The organism is Archangium gephyra (genome assembly GCF_042230915.1).
Classification (GTDB): Bacteria; Myxococcota; Myxococcia; order Myxococcales; family Myxococcaceae; genus Archangium; species Archangium gephyra_B.
On sequence record NZ_CP102578.1, the window covers coordinates 3,181,274 to 3,200,224 of the forward strand.

General features: G+C 70.7%; 12 protein-coding genes, 5 tRNA genes and 1 other RNA gene. 5 read left to right on the forward strand and 13 right to left on the reverse strand.

Annotated features, from left to right (window positions below; genetic code table 11):
- Positions 1 to 281: 281 nt before the first annotated feature.
- From NR798_RS12765 to NR798_RS12775, 3 genes are all read left to right on the forward strand, one after another.
- Positions 282 to 1,730, forward strand: a complete 1,449-nt coding sequence (locus NR798_RS12765) for a collagen binding domain-containing protein (protein ID WP_375771737.1) — start codon at positions 282 to 284, stop codon at positions 1,728 to 1,730.
- 71 nt (positions 1,731 to 1,801) lie between these two features.
- The gene (locus NR798_RS12770; RefSeq protein ID WP_375771738.1) at positions 1,802 to 3,703 is read left to right on the forward strand and encodes a FecR domain-containing protein; all 1,902 of its coding nucleotides are present in this window, start codon (positions 1,802 to 1,804) and stop codon (positions 3,701 to 3,703) included.
- A gap of 7 nt (positions 3,704 to 3,710) precedes the next feature.
- Complete coding sequence (locus NR798_RS12775; protein ID WP_375771739.1) at positions 3,711 to 5,486, forward strand: protein kinase; 1,776 nt, start codon at positions 3,711 to 3,713, stop codon at positions 5,484 to 5,486.
- 10 nt (positions 5,487 to 5,496) lie between these two features.
- Here NR798_RS12775 and recR read toward each other — a convergent pair whose 3' ends face one another.
- From recR to dnaX, 4 genes are all read right to left on the reverse strand, one after another.
- Complete coding sequence (gene recR / locus NR798_RS12780; protein ID WP_375771740.1) at positions 5,497 to 6,090, reverse strand: recombination mediator RecR; 594 nt, start codon at positions 6,088 to 6,090, stop codon at positions 5,497 to 5,499.
- A gap of 6 nt (positions 6,091 to 6,096) precedes the next feature.
- Positions 6,097 to 6,414, reverse strand: coding sequence for a YbaB/EbfC family nucleoid-associated protein (locus NR798_RS12785; protein ID WP_043399057.1), 318 nt, complete (start codon positions 6,412 to 6,414; stop codon positions 6,097 to 6,099).
- Positions 6,415 to 6,502: 88 nt separating this feature from the next.
- Positions 6,503 to 7,279, reverse strand: coding sequence for a DNA polymerase III subunit gamma/tau (locus NR798_RS12790; protein WP_375771741.1), 777 nt, complete (start codon positions 7,277 to 7,279; stop codon positions 6,503 to 6,505).
- Positions 7,280 to 7,514: 235 nt separating this feature from the next.
- Positions 7,515 to 8,729, reverse strand: a complete 1,215-nt coding sequence (gene dnaX, locus NR798_RS12795) for a DNA polymerase III subunit gamma/tau (protein ID WP_375771742.1) — start codon at positions 8,727 to 8,729, stop codon at positions 7,515 to 7,517.
- 258 nt (positions 8,730 to 8,987) lie between these two features.
- On the opposite strand from dnaX, the gene NR798_RS12800 reads away from it, so the two are divergent.
- Positions 8,988 to 10,361 carry a mannosyltransferase gene (locus NR798_RS12800; protein ID WP_375771743.1) on the forward strand — a complete coding sequence of 458 codons (1,374 nt, stop codon included), beginning with the start codon at positions 8,988 to 8,990 and terminating at the stop codon, positions 10,359 to 10,361.
- Positions 10,362 to 10,415: 54 nt separating this feature from the next.
- Here NR798_RS12800 and ffs read toward each other — a convergent pair.
- The 9 genes from ffs to NR798_RS12845 all read right to left on the reverse strand — a co-directional run bounded on the left by ffs (position 10,416) and on the right by NR798_RS12845 (position 17,373).
- Positions 10,416 to 10,504: signal recognition particle sRNA small type (ffs, locus tag NR798_RS12805), an RNA gene on the reverse strand.
- A gap of 25 nt (positions 10,505 to 10,529) precedes the next feature.
- Positions 10,530 to 10,616: transfer RNA gene (locus NR798_RS12810), tRNA-Ser, on the reverse strand.
- 13 nt (positions 10,617 to 10,629) lie between these two features.
- Positions 10,630 to 10,716: transfer RNA gene (locus tag NR798_RS12815), tRNA-Ser, on the reverse strand.
- Positions 10,717 to 10,721: 5 nt separating this feature from the next.
- Positions 10,722 to 11,189, reverse strand: a complete 468-nt coding sequence (tadA, locus tag NR798_RS12820) for a tRNA adenosine(34) deaminase TadA (RefSeq protein ID WP_375771744.1) — start codon at positions 11,187 to 11,189, stop codon at positions 10,722 to 10,724.
- Positions 11,190 to 11,214: 25 nt separating this feature from the next.
- Positions 11,215 to 11,291 (reverse strand) — tRNA-Arg (locus NR798_RS12825).
- Between the two features lie 80 nt (positions 11,292 to 11,371).
- Positions 11,372 to 11,461: transfer RNA gene (locus tag NR798_RS12830), tRNA-Ser, on the reverse strand.
- A 43-nt stretch (positions 11,462 to 11,504) separates the two neighbouring features.
- Positions 11,505 to 11,591, reverse strand: a tRNA-Ser gene (locus NR798_RS12835).
- Positions 11,592 to 11,708: 117 nt separating this feature from the next.
- Entirely contained in the window at positions 11,709 to 12,989 is a 1,281-nt protein-coding gene (gene serS / locus NR798_RS12840; protein WP_375771745.1) for a serine--tRNA ligase, read from the reverse strand.
- A gap of 88 nt (positions 12,990 to 13,077) precedes the next feature.
- Positions 13,078 to 17,373 carry a tetratricopeptide repeat protein gene (locus NR798_RS12845; protein WP_375771746.1) on the reverse strand — a complete coding sequence of 1,432 codons (4,296 nt, stop codon included), beginning with the start codon at positions 17,371 to 17,373 and terminating at the stop codon, positions 13,078 to 13,080.
- Positions 17,374 to 17,591: 218 nt separating this feature from the next.
- On the opposite strand from NR798_RS12845, the gene NR798_RS12850 reads away from it, so the two are divergent.
- Positions 17,592 to 18,905: a protoporphyrinogen/coproporphyrinogen oxidase gene (locus NR798_RS12850; RefSeq protein WP_375771747.1), complete on the forward strand. Its 1,314-nt coding sequence runs from the start codon at positions 17,592 to 17,594 to the stop codon at positions 18,903 to 18,905.
- Positions 18,906 to 18,951 lie beyond the last annotated feature (46 nt).

The window sequence follows — 18,951 nt, forward strand, 5'->3', positions numbered from 1 at the left end:
TAGCAAAGCCCTTCCAACCCGGCAAGAAGCCACCTCTATCCCTGGATCCAGGTGCTCCCGGGGCTGGCGTGCAGGCACATGCCCACAGAGGTCGCCTGCTGGGGGTCAGCGGGAGGGGGGAGGGGTTCATGCGAGGGGGCATCTTCCGAGGGAGGAGGGGGTAGAGGAAATCCGGTCGCTTCCAGTTTCGAGGGGACCTGTCGAGTCTTCACTATACTCCGGCCGTGCCGTTCCGCTCCCGTCCCTTTTTCGCCGTTCTCCTACTTGTGCTCACCCTGGGGGTGCCGATCAGCGCGGCGGCCCAGGGTGTACCCACGGAGCGGGCGGCGGTGCGGTTGCGCTACGGGCTCGCCTTCCGAGAGGGCGCCCAGGAGGCGGGGCCGGCGGTGACGTACGCGGGGATGACGCCCAATGACGTGGCGCTGGGGGTCTCCGCATTCGGCGAGAGGTGGCTGGGAGGGTGGGCCAGCGTGCAGCGCGAGGGCTTCAGCCTCTCGTTGGGCTCGGAGTCCGTCACCCGTGGAGCGCTGGTGAGGGCCTCGGTGGGCCCGGCGGCGCGCGTCTTCCTGGGGCCGGTGCGCGCCGAGCTGAGCGCCGGCTACGGCTTCGCGCAGCTGCCGGTCTTCTCCTCCAGTACGGGACAGGTGCGGCTCGTCCCCATGGCGCGCCATGCCGCGCTGGTGGGCGCGCGCGTGCTGGTGCCGCTGCCCTGGCGCCTGCGCGCGGAGGTGCGCGGGGAGGTGCCCGTGGCGATTGGCTCCGCCTCGAATGGCTTCGCCGCCGGGGCCGCGGTGCTCGTCCCGGTGCTGCGGCGGGGCGAGTGGGGTGGGGCGCTGGTGCTGGACTACCAGTACGTGCAGGACGCGCTGACGACGGCGGACGGCGGGGTGTCCCGCCAGAGCATCAGCCGCGCGGGAGTGGCCTTCGAGCTCTCCCTGGGCGGGGCGGAGGCCGGCGCGCGGCCGGAGACGGGCGAGCTCGTCCTGTCGGTGGTGGACGCGGACTCCGGCAGCCCGCTGCCCGAGGCCCGGGTGGTGCTGACGGCGGGCGGTGTGGAGCAGGCGCCCCGGGTGGCGGGGGTGGATGGGCGGGTGACGGACGTGGTGCTGCCGCCGGGAGAAGTGCTCGCGCGGGTGGAGGCGGGGGGCTACCTGCCCGCCGAGGCGCGCGCCACCGTGACGGCCGGGGAGCGCACGGAGCTGGTGGTGCGGGCGAGCCCGGAGCCGCGGGTGGGCACCCTGCTCGTGACGGTGACGGATGCGCGCGGGGGCAATCCCCTGCCGGGCGCGGCCGTGGCGGTGGGCACCACCCAGGTCCTCACCGACGCGGCGGGGCAGGTCCGCTTGGAGGGGCTCGGCCCGGGTCCACTGGAAGTGAAGATCTCGGCCGAGGGCTTCCGGGCTACCCAGGAGGCGGTGGTCATCGTCACCGGGACGGAGGCGGAGCTGGCCGTCTCGTTGGTGTCCGGGCGGCAGGGAGCGCTCGCCACCCTGTCCGGTCAGGTGCGGAGCGTGCGGAAGGGAAAGCCGCTCAAGGCCCTGCTCGTCATCCCCGAGGCGAAGATCCGCCGCCGTACGGATGCCCGGGGGACTTTCCAGGTCCAGCTCAAGCAAGGTAGGTATCGACTCATCTTCTCGGCTCCCGGACACGTGTCCCAGACCAAGGTCGTCACCGTACGCGACGGCGAACAAGCCATCTTCAACGTCGATCTCTTCCCCAAATCCCGGTGAGCCCCTTCCGCCCTCGCATCGCCTCCGCTCTGTGTCTGCTGCTGGCCACCGCCTGCGGGGATGAGGAGCCCGTGTCTCCGCCCGCACCGCCTCCCGCAGTCGCCGTGGCGCAGAAGCCGGCGGAGGTGGTGGCGCCGGACGCGGGCGTGGTGGTGCTCGCGCAGTTGGTGGAGGTGACGGGCGAGGCGCGGCTGGAGCGTGGAGGCAAGGCGTCTCCCGCGGTGCGAGGCCCGCTGTCGCGCGGTGACGCGGTGGAGACGGGCGCGGACGGTGCCGTCACGGTGCGTTTCGCCGACGGGCGCACGGTGGAGGTGGGGCCGGACGCGCGCTTCGTCCTCGAGGAGGACTCGAGCGGGGTGGTGATGGCGGTGTCGCGCGGCCTCGTGCTGGCGCGGGTGCCGGCGGACCGGACGCAGGCGCCCTCGGGCCCGAGCGTGCAGCTCACCCTGCTCACCCCCTTCGGCCTCACCCGGGTGGGCGCGGACGGCGGCGAGGTGAAGGTGGACGTGGGCGCGGACGAGGGCCGCGTGGAGGTGCTGCTGGGCACCGTGGAGGTGGTGGCGAAGAACGGGCAGACGGTGCGCGCCGAGCAGGGCCAGGTGGCATCGGTGAAGGTGGAGGGGGTGACGACGCGGGTGCTGGAGCTGGCCCCCGTCGAGGTGACGGTGCACGCCGCGACGGGCCGCGCCGAGTGGCGCCAGAAGGGGAGTGCCCGGTGGCGCGGGGTGGACCGGAATGGCGAGGCGCTCAAGGCCGGTGACAGCGTGCGCGTGCGCCAGGGCACGGCGCTGCTGAAGCTGGAGGGCTCGGAGTCCACGCTCTCGCTGGGCTCGGGGGGCGAGCTGGTGGTGGAGGACGTGGCCCGGGCGGGCTCGACGGACGAGGCGCGGCTGGATCTGCGCAAGGGCGAGCTGGGGCTGATGCTGGCGCCGGGCCGCGCCAGCCGGGTGGTGCTGCCGGGGCTCTCGGTGGAGAGCAGCGGGGCGGCCCGGCTCGACGTGCGGCGCACGGGGGATGGCTTCACCGTGGACTCGCGCGCGGGTGACGTGACGCTGGTGCGCGGCGGGGCCCGCGAGTCGCTCCGGGCGGGCGAGCGCGCCACCGTGGCGGGCGAGGCCACCGCGAAGGTCGAGGCGTTGGCGCGGGCGCCGTTCGCGCTGCCCTCCGCCGACGGCCAGCAGGTGTTCCAGCGGCGTCCGTTGGAGGTGGCCCTCACGTGGGAGGAGCAGGGCGAGGTGCGGGTGGAGGTGGCCTCGGATGCGGCCTTCAAGGTGCCGGTGCTGTCGGGCACGGCCCGGGGCGGCTTCGTCAACGTGACGCCTCCGGCCCGGGGCTCGCTGTACTGGCGGGTGCGGCGCGCGGACGGCCCGGAGGTGGCGCGGGGCAGTGCGACCTTCGGACCGGAGCGCTCGGCGAAGGGCGAGCTGGACCGGCTGCGCAACCGGGTACCGGAAGGCCCGGAGAAGACGACCATCTTCTTCCAGGACAAGCCCCCGGCCGTCACCTTCACCTGCGAGGCGCAGGAGGGCGCGGCCTCCTACAAGGTGGCGGTGTACCGCAGCGGGGCGCTGGGCACGCCCGTGGCGGAGCGCACCGCCGCCGAGCCGCGGGTTCCGCTCGAGGCCGGCATCCTGGACGAGGGCAGCTTCCTCTGGTCCATCACCCCGGTGGGGGCCGGTGGCCGGGCGATGCGGGGCGGGCGGATGAACAAGCTGGAGCTCGTCTTCGACAACTCGGTGCCCACGCTCATCGTCAGTGCTCCCCGGGATGGCGTGCGCGCGGGCCCTCGGGTGCGCGTGACCGGCGTGGCTCCCGTGGATGCGAAGCTCTTCGTGAACGGGCAGCCGCTGTCCCTCGACTCGAAACACCGGTTCAATACCTGGGTGACTCCCGAGGGCCGCCCGCCCCAACTCGTTTTCAAGCTGTCCCGCCCCGGTGCACCGGACGTCTATACGGTGCGCACCCTGAAGTGAGGCTCGCATGACGACCCCCGAAGCCGGAAAGGTAGCTGGAGGGAGCCCCGACGCTCAGCTGCGCGCCTATGGCCAGTACGTGCTGGTGCGCAAGCTGGCCGAGGGCGGCATGGCGGAGATCTTCCTCGCCAAGCGGCTCGGTGCGGACGGCTTCGAGCGCAACGTCGTCATCAAGCGGATGCTCTCGTCCCTGTCGGGCATGCCCGAGTTCGTGGAGATGTTCCGCGACGAGGCCCGGCTGGCGGCGAAGCTCTCCCACCCCAACATCGTGCAGATCCAGGACCTGGGCTTCACGGACGGGTGCTACTACATCTGCATGGAGTACCTGGCGGGGGAGGACTTCTCCACCACGGTGCGCACCGCGAGCTTCCGGGGGGAGTACGTGCCCGTGCCGCTGGTGATGCGCGTGCTCGCGGACGCGGCGCGCGGCCTGCACTACGCCCACGAGTTCTCCGATGAGACGGGCCGGCGGCTGAACATCGTCCACCGCGACATCTCGCCCTCGAATCTGTACGTGACGTACGAGGGCCAGGTGAAGGTGCTGGACTTCGGCATCTCCAAGTACGAGTCGCGCCAGGCCCACACGCGCACCGGCGTGGTGAAGGGCAAGTACATCTACATGGCGCCGGAGCAGGCCCGGGGCGCCCAGGTGGATCGGCGCGCGGACGTCTTCTCGTTGGGCGTGAGCCTCTACGAGGCGCTCACCCACGTGCGGCCCTTCGCCCGGGACAACGATCTGGCGGTGCTCAGCGCGCTGCTGGAGGGGAACTTCCAGCCGCCCCGCGAGCTGCGGCCGGACCTGTCCCCGGAGCTGGAGATGGTGGTGCTCCGGGCGATGGCCTCCGACCCCGACGAGCGCTACGCCACCGCCGCCGAGTTCGCGGATGACCTGGAGCACCTCCTGTCGCGGGAGCCCCAGCGGCCGACGGGCTCCGTCCTGGCCGAGTACCTGCGCCAGAGCTTCGGCGAGGAGCGCTACGCGGAGAAGACGCGCATCCCGACCATCACGACGCTGAAGGAGTCCGGGCTCGCCGTACCGGTGACGATCGTCGGCGCCTCGCTGATGCCGTCGGGCTCCATGCCCTCGGTCTCCTCCGAGGCGCGGACGGGCGTCGTTCCCCCTCAGCCCGGCACGAACGGGGCGCTGGCGGGGACTTCGCGCTGGCGTGGAATCGCCATGGGCGTGGTGGCGAGCTGCCTGCTGCTGGCGGGTGGGGCCTTCGTGGTGGGGCGCCAGATGGCGCCGCCGGCGCCGCAGCCCGTGGTCCAGGCCGCTCCGCCCCCAGCTCCCGTGTCTCCGCCTGCTCCCACGGAGCCCGCGCCCGTGCCCGCGTCACCGGAAACCGCTTCACCCGGAACCGCCGTGGCCGCCGTTGCCGAGACCCCGCCGCCCGCCCAGACGGCGTTGGCCGCCGCGCCGGAGCCCGCCACGGCTCCACCCGCGGAGCAGGCCGAGCCCCCTCCCGCGAAGGCGGCGGCGCGGACGGTGAAGCGCGTGACGCTGGAGGCCTCGGACATCCAGCAGGTGGTGTCGCGCAACCGGGCGCGCATCATGTCGTGCTTCGAGCAGTACAAGCGCGACCTGCCCGCGGACGAGGGCCAGGTGCAGGTGCGCTTCACCATCTTCTCCTCGGGCAAGGCGGACGCGGCCACCCAGGGGCCGCTGGCGGCGCGGCCCGTGGGCAAGTGCCTGGAGAAGCAGGTGGAGCGGCTGCGCTTCCCCCCGCACCGGGACAAGGAAGTGACGGTGGTGCTGCCCTTCGGCTACCGCGTGACGCGGTAGCCGCGGAGGCTCACAGCTCGCGCCGGGCGCTGAGCGCCTTGGCCAGCGTGGCCTGGTCGGCGTACTCGAGGTCGCCGCCCATGGGCAGCCCCTGGGCGATGCGGCTCACCCGGATGCCCATCGGCTTGAGCAGCCGCATGAGGTAGAGCGCGGTGGCCTCGCCCTCCACGTCCGGGTTGGTGGCGAGGATGATCTCCTCGACATGGCCGTCCCCCAGCCGCGTGAGCAGCTCCTTGATGCGCAGCTGCTCGGGGCCCACGCCGTCCAGCGGCGAGAGCACGCCGTGCAGCACGTGGTAGCGGCCCTTGAACTCGCGGGTGCGCTCCAGCGCCATCAGGTCGGCGAACGTCTCCACCACGCACAGCACGCGCTCGTCGCGCCGGTGGTCCCGGCAGAAACCGCACAGCTCCGAGTCGGTGAGGGAGAAGCAGCGGGCGCACAGGTGCACCTTCTCCTTCACCTCGCGGATGGCCGCGGAGAGTTCCTGGGCGTACTCGCCCGGGGCGCGCAGGATGTGGAACGCCAGCCGCTGCGCGGTCTTCTCCCCGATGCCGGGGAGCTTCGCGAGCTGGGCGACCAGCCGGTTGAGCGGATCAGGAGTCATTCGGTATCAAGTAATGCCGGGGATCTTCACGCCGCCCGAGATCTTGCCGAGCTCGCGCTGCATCTTCTCACGGCTGCTCGCCAGGGCGGCGTTGACGCCGGCGGTGACCAGGTCCTCGAGCATGCCCAGGTCGTTGGGGTCCACCAGCGACTTGTCGATCTTGATGCTCTTGATCTCCTGCACGCAGTTGGCGACCACGGTGACGCGGCCGTCGCCGGCCTTGGCCTCGACGGTCTCCTCGGCCAGCTCCTTCTTGCGCTGTTCGATCTTCTCCGTGAGCTTGTTGGCCTGACGGATGAAGTAGTTCAAGTCGATGCCGGGCATGAGCTTCCTCGTGGGACGTGCGAGCGGGCATCGGAAGACCGCTCGGTGTGGTGCGAAACGCGCACCCTAGCGTCGGGCGCGCCGGTTGTCAGGGGCTCTCGTCGGGGAGGTCGGTCGACGGGGCGGCGACCGGGCGCGCGGGCTGGTCGTACACCTGGATGTGTTCGATCTCGCCCCCGAGGAACTTCAGGGTGGCGCGGATCGCGGGGTGGGTGCGCACCCGGCCCTCGGTGCTCTTCTCGTAGGCGGCGCGCTCCTGGGCGTCCTCCTGGGCGATGCTGATGAGGCCCGCGCCAGGACCCGGGACCTCGTTCTCGGCGCAGTCCTGCACCACGAGCTTCGTGGGACGGCCGAAGTGCTCGGAGAGGGCCTTCTCGACGATGGCGCGCCCACCGCCGCCGGTCACGGTCGTCTTGTGGAAGCCGTCCTTGGGTGTGTAGGCGATCGCCACCTCGCCCTCGCGGATCCACAGCAGGCGGCCACAGGCGAGCGACTTGGCGTGCCGGCCCGAGGCATCCCGCACGGTGTCCACCGTCGCGCGCCACCGGTCCTGGAGCGGCTTCCGGGGGTTGTCGCGGCCCGAAGCGGCCATGGTGGCGATGGGTGCCACGGAGCGCGCGGCGTGGTGGACGTCGAAGGGCCGGACGGAGTCGGGCTCCGGCTCCGGCTCGGCGAGAGGGGCGGGCGGCACGTCGGGAAGGCACTCGCCGGAGGCACAGCCCTCGGGGGAGGCTTCCTCGGGGAAGTAGCGCTCGTCGTCGACGGGAGGAGGGGGCTGCGGCGGCTGCGGGGGCAGGCGCACGTTCGTCACGCGCACCACGGGCTGCGTGGGGGCGGGCGCCGCGGGGGGAGGCGCGACGGGCACGGGGCCACCCCGGGACATGCCGAACGGAGACGAGGCCGGAGGCATGACGGCCCGAGCGGGCTCGGACGCCTGGACAGGTGCCGGGACTCGCGGCGCCGGAGTGGGGGCGGGGGCCGCCGGAGCTGGAGCCCGGGCCTCCCACGGACGCGACGGGGCCTGTGCCGCCACGGGAGGTGTGGCGGGCTCGGGCGCGCGAGGCGGCGGGGCAGGGGCCCGGGCGGGCTCCGGGAGACGCTCAGTGGGAGCGAAAGTTGGCGGGGCTGGAGCGACCTCCAGGCGCCCCAGCAGCTACCTTGCGCGCGTCCTCGGGACCCAGGCCGGAGGCGAGGCGATCCACCCGGGCGAGCAGCTCCGGGATGGAGCCGACCGGCGAGAGCTGGATGGCCTTGAGCAGCGCCATCTCCAGCGCGAGCCGGGGATGGGCCGCACGCGACACGTCCCACACGCACCCGTGCACCACGTCGAAGAGGCGGGAGATCTGCGCCGGCTCCGCGTCCTTGGCCAGCGCGGTGAGGGCGTTGCGCTCGGACTCGGCGAGCTCGGCGGGGGCCTCGCCCAGCGTCTTGGCGACGAAGAGGTGGCGCAGCTGCAGCGCGAGCTCCTCGGTGAGGCGCTTGAGGTCCGTGCCGCGGTTGAAGACCTCCTCCACGCGCTCGAGCACGCGCTTCGCGTCCTTGCGCACCAGCGCCTCGGCGAAGTCCTGCACCACCGTGCGATCGATGGTGCCCAGCGCGTCGGCGATGTCCTCGTCCTTGGGCTCGGGGCCGCAGGCGGAGAAGATCTGATCCAGGAGGCTGAGCGCGTCGCGCATGCCACCCTCGGACTGGCGCACCACCATGGAGAGGGCGCGCTCGGAGATGGCCACCTTCTCCTGCTCGCAGATGTACTTGAGCCGCTGGAGCATCACGGCGGCGGAGATGCGGCGGAAGTTGTGGCGCTGGCAGCGCGAGAGGATGGTGTCCGGGAGCTTGTGCGCCTCGGTGGTCGCGAAGATGAACTTCACGTGGCCGGGCGGCTCCTCGAGCGTCTTCAGGAGCGCGTTGAACGCGGCTCCCGAGAGCATGTGGACCTCGTCGATGATGTAGATCTTGTGCCGGTCGCGCTGCGGCAGGTACTTGGCGTTCTCGCGGATCTCCCGGACGTTCTCGACGCCGTTGTTGGAGGCACCGTCGATCTCCGCCACGTCCACCGAGGTGCCCGCGGCGATCTCCGTGCACGCCTGGCACTTGCCACAGGGCTCGGGGGTGGGCCCGTGCTCACAATTGAGGGCCTTGGCGAGCAGGCGGGCGGCGGTCGTCTTGCCCACGCCTCGAGGGCCGCAGAACAGGTAGGCGTGCGCCACCCGGTTCATCTTGATGGCGTTGGCGACCGTCCGGACCACGTGCTCCTGGCCGGTCATGTCGTCGAAGGTCTGCGGGCGCCATTTACGGGCGAGGACGAGGTAGCTCATGGGGGCGGCGAATCTAAACACGGAGAACACGCCAGCGCACGGTTTCCATGCACCGGCCGCTCTACTTTTGCGGTCCTCCCTGGAAGTCCATGAAGGAGACGCCCGAGGTCGGGCCCTTCACTCCCTGTCCCAGGGCACCAACTTGCGCTTCCACGGGAGGACGGGGAGAGTCGCGCGGCCCCTCCCATGACCGTGCCCGCGCCCGTCTCCGCTCCTCCGCCGTCCGCCGTTCCGGCCTCCGAGGCGCCGCTGTCCGGGATGCGACGGCGCTGGCCGCTCGTGGTGCTGCTAGGTGGGGTAGGGCTGTTGCCCGCGATCATCGCGGTGGCGCAGCTCGGGCGCATCCACCCGGACGAGGTGTACCAGCTGCTCGAGCCGGCCTGGTTCCGCGCCCACGGCTACGGGGTGCTGGCCTGGGAGTGGCGCGCGGGCCTGCGCAACTGGGCCCTGCCTGGCGTGGCCGCGTGGCTGTTGCGGCTGGCGGACGTGCTGGGCCTCACGCACCCGGTGGCATACCGGGCGCTGCTCGCCGTGCCGCAGGTGGCGCTGCACGGGTGGATGTTGTGGGCCACCTACCGTTACGCCGAGCGCCGGGCCGGAGCCGCGGGAGGCCTCTTCGCGCTGCTCGTCGTGGGCCTCTACGGGCCGGTGCTCGTCTTCGCGGGCCGCACGCTGGGCGAGTCCCTCTCCACCGCCTTCCTCGTGGTGGCAATGGAGGCGCTGGACCGCACCGGACGCCCGGTGCGCGCGGGCCTGGTGGGCGGACTGGCGCTGGGACTGGCGGTGGTGGCGCGCTACGGCTCGGCGGTGGTGGTGCTGGCGGCGCTCGTCTGGCTGGCGGCGGCCTGGCGCTGGCGGGTGCTCGCCTTCACGTGCCTCGGGGGACTGGGCGTCGCGCTGGGCCTGGGGGCCCTCGATTGGGCGACGTGGGGCAGACCCTTCCACTCCTTCTTCGCCTACGTGGACTTCAACATCCTCTCCGGGCAGGCCGCGAGGCAGTTCGGCGCTTCTCCCCCGGGCTTCTACCTCTGGCCCTTCCTCTCGGGGCTGCCCCTCTGGCTCCTCGCCGTGTTGCCCCGGGGGCTCTCCTCCCTGCGCCAGCGGCTCGCCATTCCGCTTCCGCTCTTCTGCGCGGCGGCCTACCTGCTCGCCATCACCACCACGGCCCACAAGGAGGAGCGCTTTCTCTACCCGGCGCTGGTGCTCCTGACGCTGGCCGCGGCCCCGGCCCTGGCCACCCTCGTGTTGGGACGCGAGGAGGCCCGCTCGAGGTGGGGGCTGGGGACGGTGGCCCTGGCCACCACGCTGCTGGCGGGACACTTCTTTCCGCCGGGAGACCTGCGGGGAGATCAGTTCCGCGCCATCGTCGCGGCCACCCGGGACGACGGCGCCCGCGGGCTGCTCATCGTCAACGAGGGCCTGTGGGGGGCGGGGGGCTTCTTCTACATCGGCAAGAACATCCCCTGGAGCACCTGCGACTGGCCCCAGGACGCCAACTTCCAGGCGGCCATGAGGGATGCGCGCTTCAACCGCGCTGTCACCTTTGAGGGCCGGGCCCTGGCGGAACTCCAGTCGGCCGGCTTCCGGGTGGTGGCCCGGGTGGGCCGCGAGACGGTGCTCGCGCGGGACTGAAGGGCAAAAAAAGAAGGAGCCGGGTCCTCTTTTCAGAAGACCCAGCTCCTTCACAAGAACGGCCGGGACACACGCGGAGGTGCGCTACCGTTGCTTCCTTCCGGACCTGGCGGGGTTCACGTCCCCACGTTGTCCCGACCACAAGCTCTTTGTACTGACAACACACTACGGAGAGGGTGGGATTCGAACCCACGATACCCTTTCAGATATACACGCGTTCCAGGCGTGCGCCTTCAACCGCTCGGCCACCTCTCCATGAGACACTCTGCGGAGAGCGTAGGATTCGAACCTACGATACCGTTCCCGGTATGCCTGATTTCGAGTCAGGTGCCTTCGACCACTCGGCCAGCTCTCCAATATTCACTTGTCGCGTTTCTTCTCGCGCAATCGCTCGAAGAAATCCTTCAGCATCTGGCGGCTCTCGTCCGCCAAAACCCCACTCATCACTTGGAGCCGGTGGTTGTGCCGGGGCTCCTCTGCGAGGTTGTAGAGCGAACCAACGGCTCCGGCTTTCGGGTCCTTCGTTCCGAAAACCAGCCGCGTGACCCTCGACTGAACCAGCGCTCCAGCGCACATCGCGCACGGCTCCAGCGTCACATACAGGGTGACACCCGTGAGCCGCCACGCGCCGAGCGCCTTGGCCGCTGCGTCCAGCGCGAAGATCTCCGCGTGGGCCAGGGGATTCCGGTCGATCTCCCTGCGATTGAAGCCGACGCCGATGACCTTGCCATCGTGTACGGCCACAGCACCGACAGGGACTTCCCCGAGTCCAGCGGCTTCCCGCGCGAGCGCGAGCGCCTGCTGCATGAAAGCTTCGTCCAGACTCATGAGGGAATGAGATGAGGGGAAAGGTTGGCGCTCCCTGGAGGATTCGAACCTCCGGCCTTCGGATTCGTAGTCCGACGCTCTATCCAGCTGAGCTAAGGGAGCTTGCCGTTTCCTTCACCGCATCTACCACAACCGCGACCTCTGTACCACAACCACTTTCGCGCTACCACAACCAAGATGAGTGGCGGAGAGAGAGGGATTCGAACCCTCGATACCCTTTCGAGTATGCAGGTTTAGCAAACCTGTGCCTTCAGCCTCTCGGCCATCTCTCCACTGCCTTTACTGTCAAAGAACCGCATACGACAAGAACAAACTCGGAGGAGGTAGGATTCGAACCTACGGGAAGCTTGCGCCACCTGCGGTTTTCAAGACCGCTGCCTTCAGCCGCTCGGCCACTCCTCCACTGCTTGGAGCCGCGCGGGCCACCCGAACTGCGTGGGCCGCCCTTCTACATCATCCGGGGCCCATTGCAACAACGTTATGGGGCCCCGGAAGCTGACAGCATGCCGAATCCGCCCCCTACAGCGGGCGGAGCTCCTTGAGGCCTCCCATGTAGGGCACCAACGCCTCGGGGATGGCGATGCTTCCGTCCTCGCGCTGGTAGTTCTCGAGGATGGCGATGGTCGTCCGCCCCACGGCCAGGCCGCTGCCATTGAGCGTGTGGAGGAGCTGGGGCTTGTCCCCCTTCTGGGCCCGGTAGCGGATTTTGGCCCGGCGCGCCTGGAAGTCGCCGCAGTCCGAGCAGGAGGAGATCTCCCGGTACGTCCCCTGGCCGGGCAGCCAGACCTCGATGTCGTAGGTCTTCCGGGCGCCGAAGCCCATGTCCCCGGTGCACAGCAGCATCACCCGGTGGTGCAGCCCCAGGCGCCGGAGGATGTCGCAGGCGTCATCCGTCATCTTCTCCAGCTCGTCGAGGCTGCTCTCCGGGGTGGCGAACTTCACCAGCTCCACCTTGTGGAACTGGTGCTGGCGGATGAGGCCGCGGGTGTCCTTGCCCGCCGAGCCCGCCTCGGCGCGGAAGCACGGGCTGAAGGCGCAGTACTTCTTCGGCAGTTGGTCCCCGTCGAGGATTTCATCCGAGTGGTAGTTGGTGACGGGCACCTCGGCGGTGGGGATGAGGAAGCGCTCGGGCTCACCCACCGTCTTGAAGGCGTCCTCCTCGAACTTGGGCAGCTGGCCGGTGCCCATCATCGTCTCGCGCAGCACGAGGTAGGGCGGCAGCATCTCGACGTACCCCTTGGGGGTGTGCACGTCGATCATGAAGCTCACCAGGGCCCGCTCCAGCCGGGCGAGCGCTCCCTTGTAGAAGGCGAAGCGCGAGCCGGACACCTTGGCGGCGCGCTCGAAGTCCAGCATCCCCAGCTTCTCACCCAGCTCGAAGTGCTGCTTGGGCGTGAAGGGCAGGTTGGGCTTCTCGCCCCAGGTGCGCACCTGGACGTTGTCCTCGGCGCCGCCGCCCACCGGCACGGACTCATGGGGGATGTTGGGGATGACCAGCAGGATGCGGCTGAGCTCCTCCTCCACTTCCTTGAGGCGGGCCTCCTTCTCCTTGATGGTCTGGGAGACGGTGCGCATCTCCCCGCGCAGCGACTCGAGCGCGGCCGGGTCCTCCTTGGCCTTGCGCTTCATCTCCTCGTTGGCCGTGTTGCGGCGCGCGGAGAGTGACTCCATGGCCACATAGAGGTCGCGCCGTTCCGACACGAGGCTCTTGAAGGGGCCGAGGTCCAGGCTGCCGCCACGGGACTGCAGCCGGGCGACCACCGCATCGAAGTTCTGCGCGACGTACTTGAGATCCAACATGGCTGGCGGGTTGTAGTCACCCCGCGCGGGCCGGGCAAGGCAGGAAGTACCCGGGCGCCCGGAAACGGACGCCCGGGAGTCCGGAGGACTACTCGAGGAAGCTGATCTCGTCCTCGACTTCCTTGCGCTCCACCGCGTCGGCCTTGCTGTTGGCCATGTACTCCTGGAAGGCCTTGACGGCCTCCTTCTTCTTGCCCTTCTCCTTGTAGGCGTAGCCCAGGTGGTACCAGATGTCGGCGCGCTTCGGCTCGTTCTTGGAGGCCTTCAGGTACGCGTCGATGGCCTTGGGGTACTGGTTCAGCTCGCCCCAGGCGCGGCCCAGCTTGAAGTAGACGGCCGTCTGGCCCGGGTCGGCCTTGAGGACCTGCTCGTAGGAGCGGATGGCCTCGCGCCAGCGCGCGGCGGCGAAGTGCGTGTTGCCGATGGCGGTGTACATCCCGGTGCGCTTGGGATCCGCCTTGAGCGCGGCCTGGAAGGCCGTGAGCGCCTCCTCGAACTCGTTGCGCTCCAGGTGGGCCAGACCGAGGGCCTCCTGGGCCTCGGCCATCTTCGGAGCGAGCTTCACCGCCTCCTGCCACTCCTTGATGGCCTCGGGCAGCTGCTTGGCGTCCTGGTAGAGGAGACCGAAGGCGTAGTGGTAGTCGGCGCGGTTGGGCGCGCGCTCCACCGCGGCGGTCATGCTCTCGATGGCCTGGCTGTAGTCGCCGGCCGGCACCGGCTCTGGCTCCTTGTTCTCCTTCTCCGCCTTGGCCTGGGCCGCCTTCTGCCTGGCCTTCACCTCGGCCTTCACCTGGGCCACCTTCACCTGGGCCATGTAGAAGTTGGCCTCGGGGTTGGTGGACTCGCTCTTGAGCGCCACCGTGAGGTTGACCTCGGCCTCCTTGAAGTGGTTGGAGGCCTCGGCGGGCTTGTCCTCCGGGGTGGCGTGGCCCTTGTCGATCTGCACCGCGGCCAGGGTGACGAGCGTGGCCACCGAGCGCGGCTCCACCTTCTTGGCCTCGGTCAGCTCGGTGAGGGCGTCGTCCAGCCTGCCCTGGCGCCACAGCACGATGCCGCGATGCAGGCGGCCGCCGCGCAGCGTGTGCGGATCCAGCTCCAGCGCGGTCTCGGCCTCCTTCTGGGCCTTCTCCAGGTCCCCGGCGAGCAGCGCCAGGCGCGACAGCCCGAGGTGGGCATCCGCGAGGGTGGCCTCGAGCGAGACAGCCTTCTCGAAGGCCTCCTTGGCGCGCACGGTGTCCTCCTCGGCGAGCGCCAGCTCACCCAGGCCCAGCTGCACCCAGGCGCTGTCGGGGGCCAGGGCCGCGGCCGCCTCGAAGCGGGCCTTGGCCTGCTCGTTGCGGCGCAGCCGCAGCTGCAGGCGGCCCAGGGCGACGTGGGCCTCGACGAGCTTCTCGTCGGCCTTGAGGGCGCGCGTGTAGTGCTCCTCGGCGGAGCTGTTGCTGTCGCTCGCCTCGTCGACGCGGCCGTAGAGGTACTCGATGCGGGCGTTGTCCTTGAAGCGCTTGGCGGCCTCCTCCACCAGCTTCTGCGCGTCCTCGATCTTCCCGAGCGTCACCAGGGTGCTGATGTAGCCATCGGTGGCCTCGAGGTTCTGCGGCTCGGCCTTGGCCACCGCCTCGTGGAAGGGCAGGGCGTCGGCGAACTTGCGCTGGGCCTGGAGCACGCGCGCCAGGTAGCTCTTGAGGATGAGGGCGTTGGCGTCCTTCTCCAGCGCGGCCCGCAGCTCCTTCTCGGCGTCATCGAGCCGGGCGAGCTGGTAGAGGGCGATGCCCTTGAAGGTGCGGGCACGCGACAGCTCCGGGGCGCTCATCTGCGCCTGGCTCTTCTCCTCGAGCGCGAGCTCGGCGGCCGCGAGGCCCTTCTGCGCGTCCTTGCGCAGCAGCAGCTCCACCGCGGCCAGCTCCACCGAGGAGCTGAGGTGGGTGTCGTCCGCCTTGAGCGCGGCCTCGTAGGCCTTGGCGGCCTCGTCCGCCTTGCCACCGGCCTGGTAGAGGTTGCCCAGGGCATGGTGGGCCCGGGCCAGGTCCGGCTTCGTCTTCAGCACCCGGTTGAGCGTGTCGATGGCCTCGGCGCTGTCCTTCTTCTGCGCCGCCTGGGCCTCGGCCAGCAGCAGGCCCAGCTCCACATCCCCCTGGTTGGCGTCGCGGCTCCAGGCGTCCTTGGCGAGCTGGATGGCCGTGCCGACGTCCCTGGAGACGAGGGCGCTGCCCACCAGGTACTTGGTGTACTCGACGTTGGTCTCACCCAGCAGCTCCAGGCTCGCGGCCTCCTCCTCGGAGCGGCAGCGCGACAGATCGGAGCCGTTGGCGGCCGAGTAGCGGCGCTGGAGGTGGAAGACGGCCTGGCACCAGATGGCGCGCACCTCGGGGTACTCGTTCTCGGAGAGCACCTTCCCCGTCAGCGCGTGGGCCTGCTTGTAGCCCTGGAAGGAGTCCTGCAGCAGCGCCTTGCGCGCGGCCTGGACGTCCGTGTCCTCCGCCGAGCCGGACTTGACCTTGGCGGGCATGAACTTCTTCAACCCGAAGGCCCCGTAGCGCGTGGCGCTGAAGCTGAAGCCCACGATGAGCACCAGCAGCACCGCCGCGGCGGCGATGACCTGCGGCAGCCGCTGCTTCACCTTGCCGAGGAAGATCTCCAGCTTGGTGGTGCTGTCCGTCACCGCCACCGGAGCCATGCGGCCGCCGTACATCTGCTGCAGCTTCTCCATGTTGGCGGCGGAGTTGAGGTTGGCCTTGGAGCCGGGCTCGGCGGCGGGCGAGGCGGGCGCGGCGGCGGCCACGGCGGGCGTCCCCGGCCCCTCCATCAGCTTCTGGATGGCCGCGGCGAAGGTGGGCACCGTGCCGATGGGCGTCCAGGACTCCCCGTCGTTGGAGACGTCCTCGTTGCCCAGGAGCTGGCCGTCCTCGAGCATCTTGACGACGACGCCCTCCTCGAACGGGCCGAAGACCTTGCCCGAGCGGCGGCGCACGTGGAAGCGGCGCACGTTGGATTTGGCGGCCTTGTTGGCGCCGCTGTCCTTGGCCGCGTCGTCGATGAAGCTGAGCATCTCCAGGCCATCGGCCGTGCCCGGCGTGGGCGGCGGCAGCGGCGCGGAGAGGTCCGCCTCGAGGTCATCGCCCGCAACCGGCGCGGAGGGATCGAACTCGAGCGCGTCGGGGATGGAGGCGTCAGCGGACGCCATGGGCGCCGCGGGCGGGGGCTCGGAGAAGTCCATGCCCACGTCCACCGTGGAGGGCGAGGGCTCCGAGAAGTCGAGGTTGGCGGCCGGCGCGGCGGGCGCGGGCGGCAGCGCGAAGGGATCCTCGTCGGCGAACGGGTCCGCCGACGCCGCGGGCGCGGGAGGCAGGCCGAACGGATCGGCCTCGGGCTCGGGCTCGACTTGAGCGGGAGGCAGGCCGAACGGATCGTCCACACCGGAGTCGGCGGCGAAGGGATCCGCGGCCGGCGCGGGAGGCAGGCCGAACGGATCGGCCTCGGGCTCGACGGGCGCGGGCGGCAGGCCGAACGGATCATCTCCCCCGGCGGCGTACGGATCGGCCGCGGGAGGAGGCGGCAGGGCGAACGTGTCCACCTCGGACGTGTGCTGCGGGGGCGAGCCCAGGAACGAGTCGTCGGCACCGTACGGGTTGTCAGCGGGAGGCGGCGGCAGGGCGATGGCGCCTCCGGGCGTGGCGGCGTACGCGTAGGGCTCCTCGGCGCCGGCGGGAGGAGGCGGCAGGGCGATGGCGTCGGCCTGGGGCGCGGCGGCGTACGGGTCCTCGGCGTAGTCGAAGCCACCCGCGTTGTCGGCGTAGCCGTCGGAGGCTCCGGGCAGGGGCACGGCGTCGGCCTGCGGCGCGTTGCCGTACGGGTTGCTCGCGTACGGATCTCCCGCGTTGTCCGCGTAGCCGTCGGAGGCTCCGGGCAGGGGCACGGCGTCGGCCTGCGGCGCGTTGCCGTACGGGTTGCTCGCGTACGGATCTCCCGCGTACGGATCGCTCGCGCCGGGCAGCGGGATGGCACCGCCCGCGTTCGTGTCGTAGCCGGGCGCCTCGCCGTAGCCCTGCGAGGGATCGGAGTAATCCTCGGAGGCACCGGGCAGCGGGATGGCCTGCGGAGCGGTGGCGTCGCGGTAGGCCGCGCTCGGCACGGGCAGGGCGACGACGCGCGTGGCCTCGGACTCCGCGGGCCGCTGGTAGTCGTCGTAGCCGCCGTACGGATTGGCCTGGGGCGCGGTGGGGCCGGGCAGCGGGACGGCGGCGGGAGCGGGCGCGCTCACCGGCTCCTCGGCCTTGATGGGGAAGGTGTTCTGGCACCGGGCGCACTTCAGCTTCGCGCCGCCCGGCGGGATCCGCTTGTCATCGATGTTGTAATTCGTCTGGCAAGACGGGCAGGAGACTTTCATGGGTTTCCTTCAGCGGGGGCTGGACGGTCGCGAGCGGCCGCGCTCCCGCGGCGGGCGAAGGTTATCAGAGGCATTTTCCAGGCGGCAAAGAACGAGACGCCCCACCGGACAGCGCCCCCGGCGGCAGGGCAGGCGGGCAGGGGACCCCTCTCCCGGGCACTCCGGGTGACGCTCCTGTTGCCCGGGGTGGTGCCGAAGGTGGTAGACCCGGCTTTTCCATGGAACCCATCGTCATCCTCGGCGCGGGCCTCGCGGGGCTGTCCGCCGCTCATTTCCTGCAGCGCCCCTGGCGCCTCATCGAGAAGTCCGAGCGGGTCGGCGGTCTCATCAAGACCGAGGTCATCGACGGGTGCTCCTTCGATCCCACGGGCCACTGGTTGCACCTCAGAGACCCGGAGATCAAGGAACTGGTGAATACCCGCTGGCTGCCGGACCAGCTGGTCACCATTCAACGCAAGGCGGCCATCTACTCGCGGGGCGTCTTCACGCGCTTTCCGTACCAGGTGAACACGCACGGGCTGCCGGCTGAGGTGGTGGCGGAGAACCTCATCGGCTACGTGGAGGCCGTGTACGGGGAGAAGGGCCGGGCGCTGCGCGAGCGCGAGCCGCGTGACTTCGCCGAGTTCATCCTGCGCTACATGGGGGAGGGGTTCGCGAAGAACTTCATGTTCCCCTACAACAAGAAGCTCTGGACGGTGGACCCGTCCGAGCTGTCCGCCGCCTGGGTGGGCCGCTTCGTGCCGCGTCCCACCTTGAAGGAGGTGGTGGACGGGGCGCTGGGCGTGGGGAGCGATGCGCTGGGCTACAACGCCTCCTTCGTGTACCCGCGCGAGGGCGGCATCGAGAGCCTCGCCCGCGCCATGCTCGCTCACCTGAAGGGCGGGGAGCTGAGCGTCAACACCGAGCCCACCGCCATCGATTGGAAGGCCCGGCAGGTGATGCTGTCGGACGGGCGCACGCTCGGCTACTCGGAGCTGCTCTCCACCATCTCCCTGCCGGGGCTGGTGCGGTTGGTGGGCAAGGGCGGCTCCGGCGTGCCCGATGAGGTGCTGGCCGCCGCCGGACGGCTGCGCGCCACCACGGTGACGTACGTGTGCGTGGCCGCCCGGGGAAAGAATCCGCAGCCGTGGCATTGGATCTACCTGCCCGAGCCCGAGTTCAAGACGTACCGCATCGGCTCGCCCTCGGCGGTGTACGCGCCGCTGGCGCCCGCGGACACCTCCACCTTCTATGTGGAGTACAGCCACCACGGCGAGCTCTCCATGGCCCAGGCCGAGGCGTACGCGGTGGAGGACCTGGTGCGCTCGCGGATGGTGGGCTCGGCGGACGACATCCTCTTCGCCCGGGCGCGCGAGATTCCCCACGCCTATGTCCTCTATGACGACGCGTACGGGCCGGCGAAGACGGAGATCCTCCGCTTCCTGGAGCACGCGGGCATCCACACCGCGGGGCGCTACGGGCAGTGGGAGTACTCGTCCATGGAGGACGCCATCCTCGGAGGGCGGGCTTTCGCGCGCCGGTTGAACGGCTGACGGAGGGCGGGCGCGGGCGGTAGTTGTCATCGACGGGGCCCGCGGG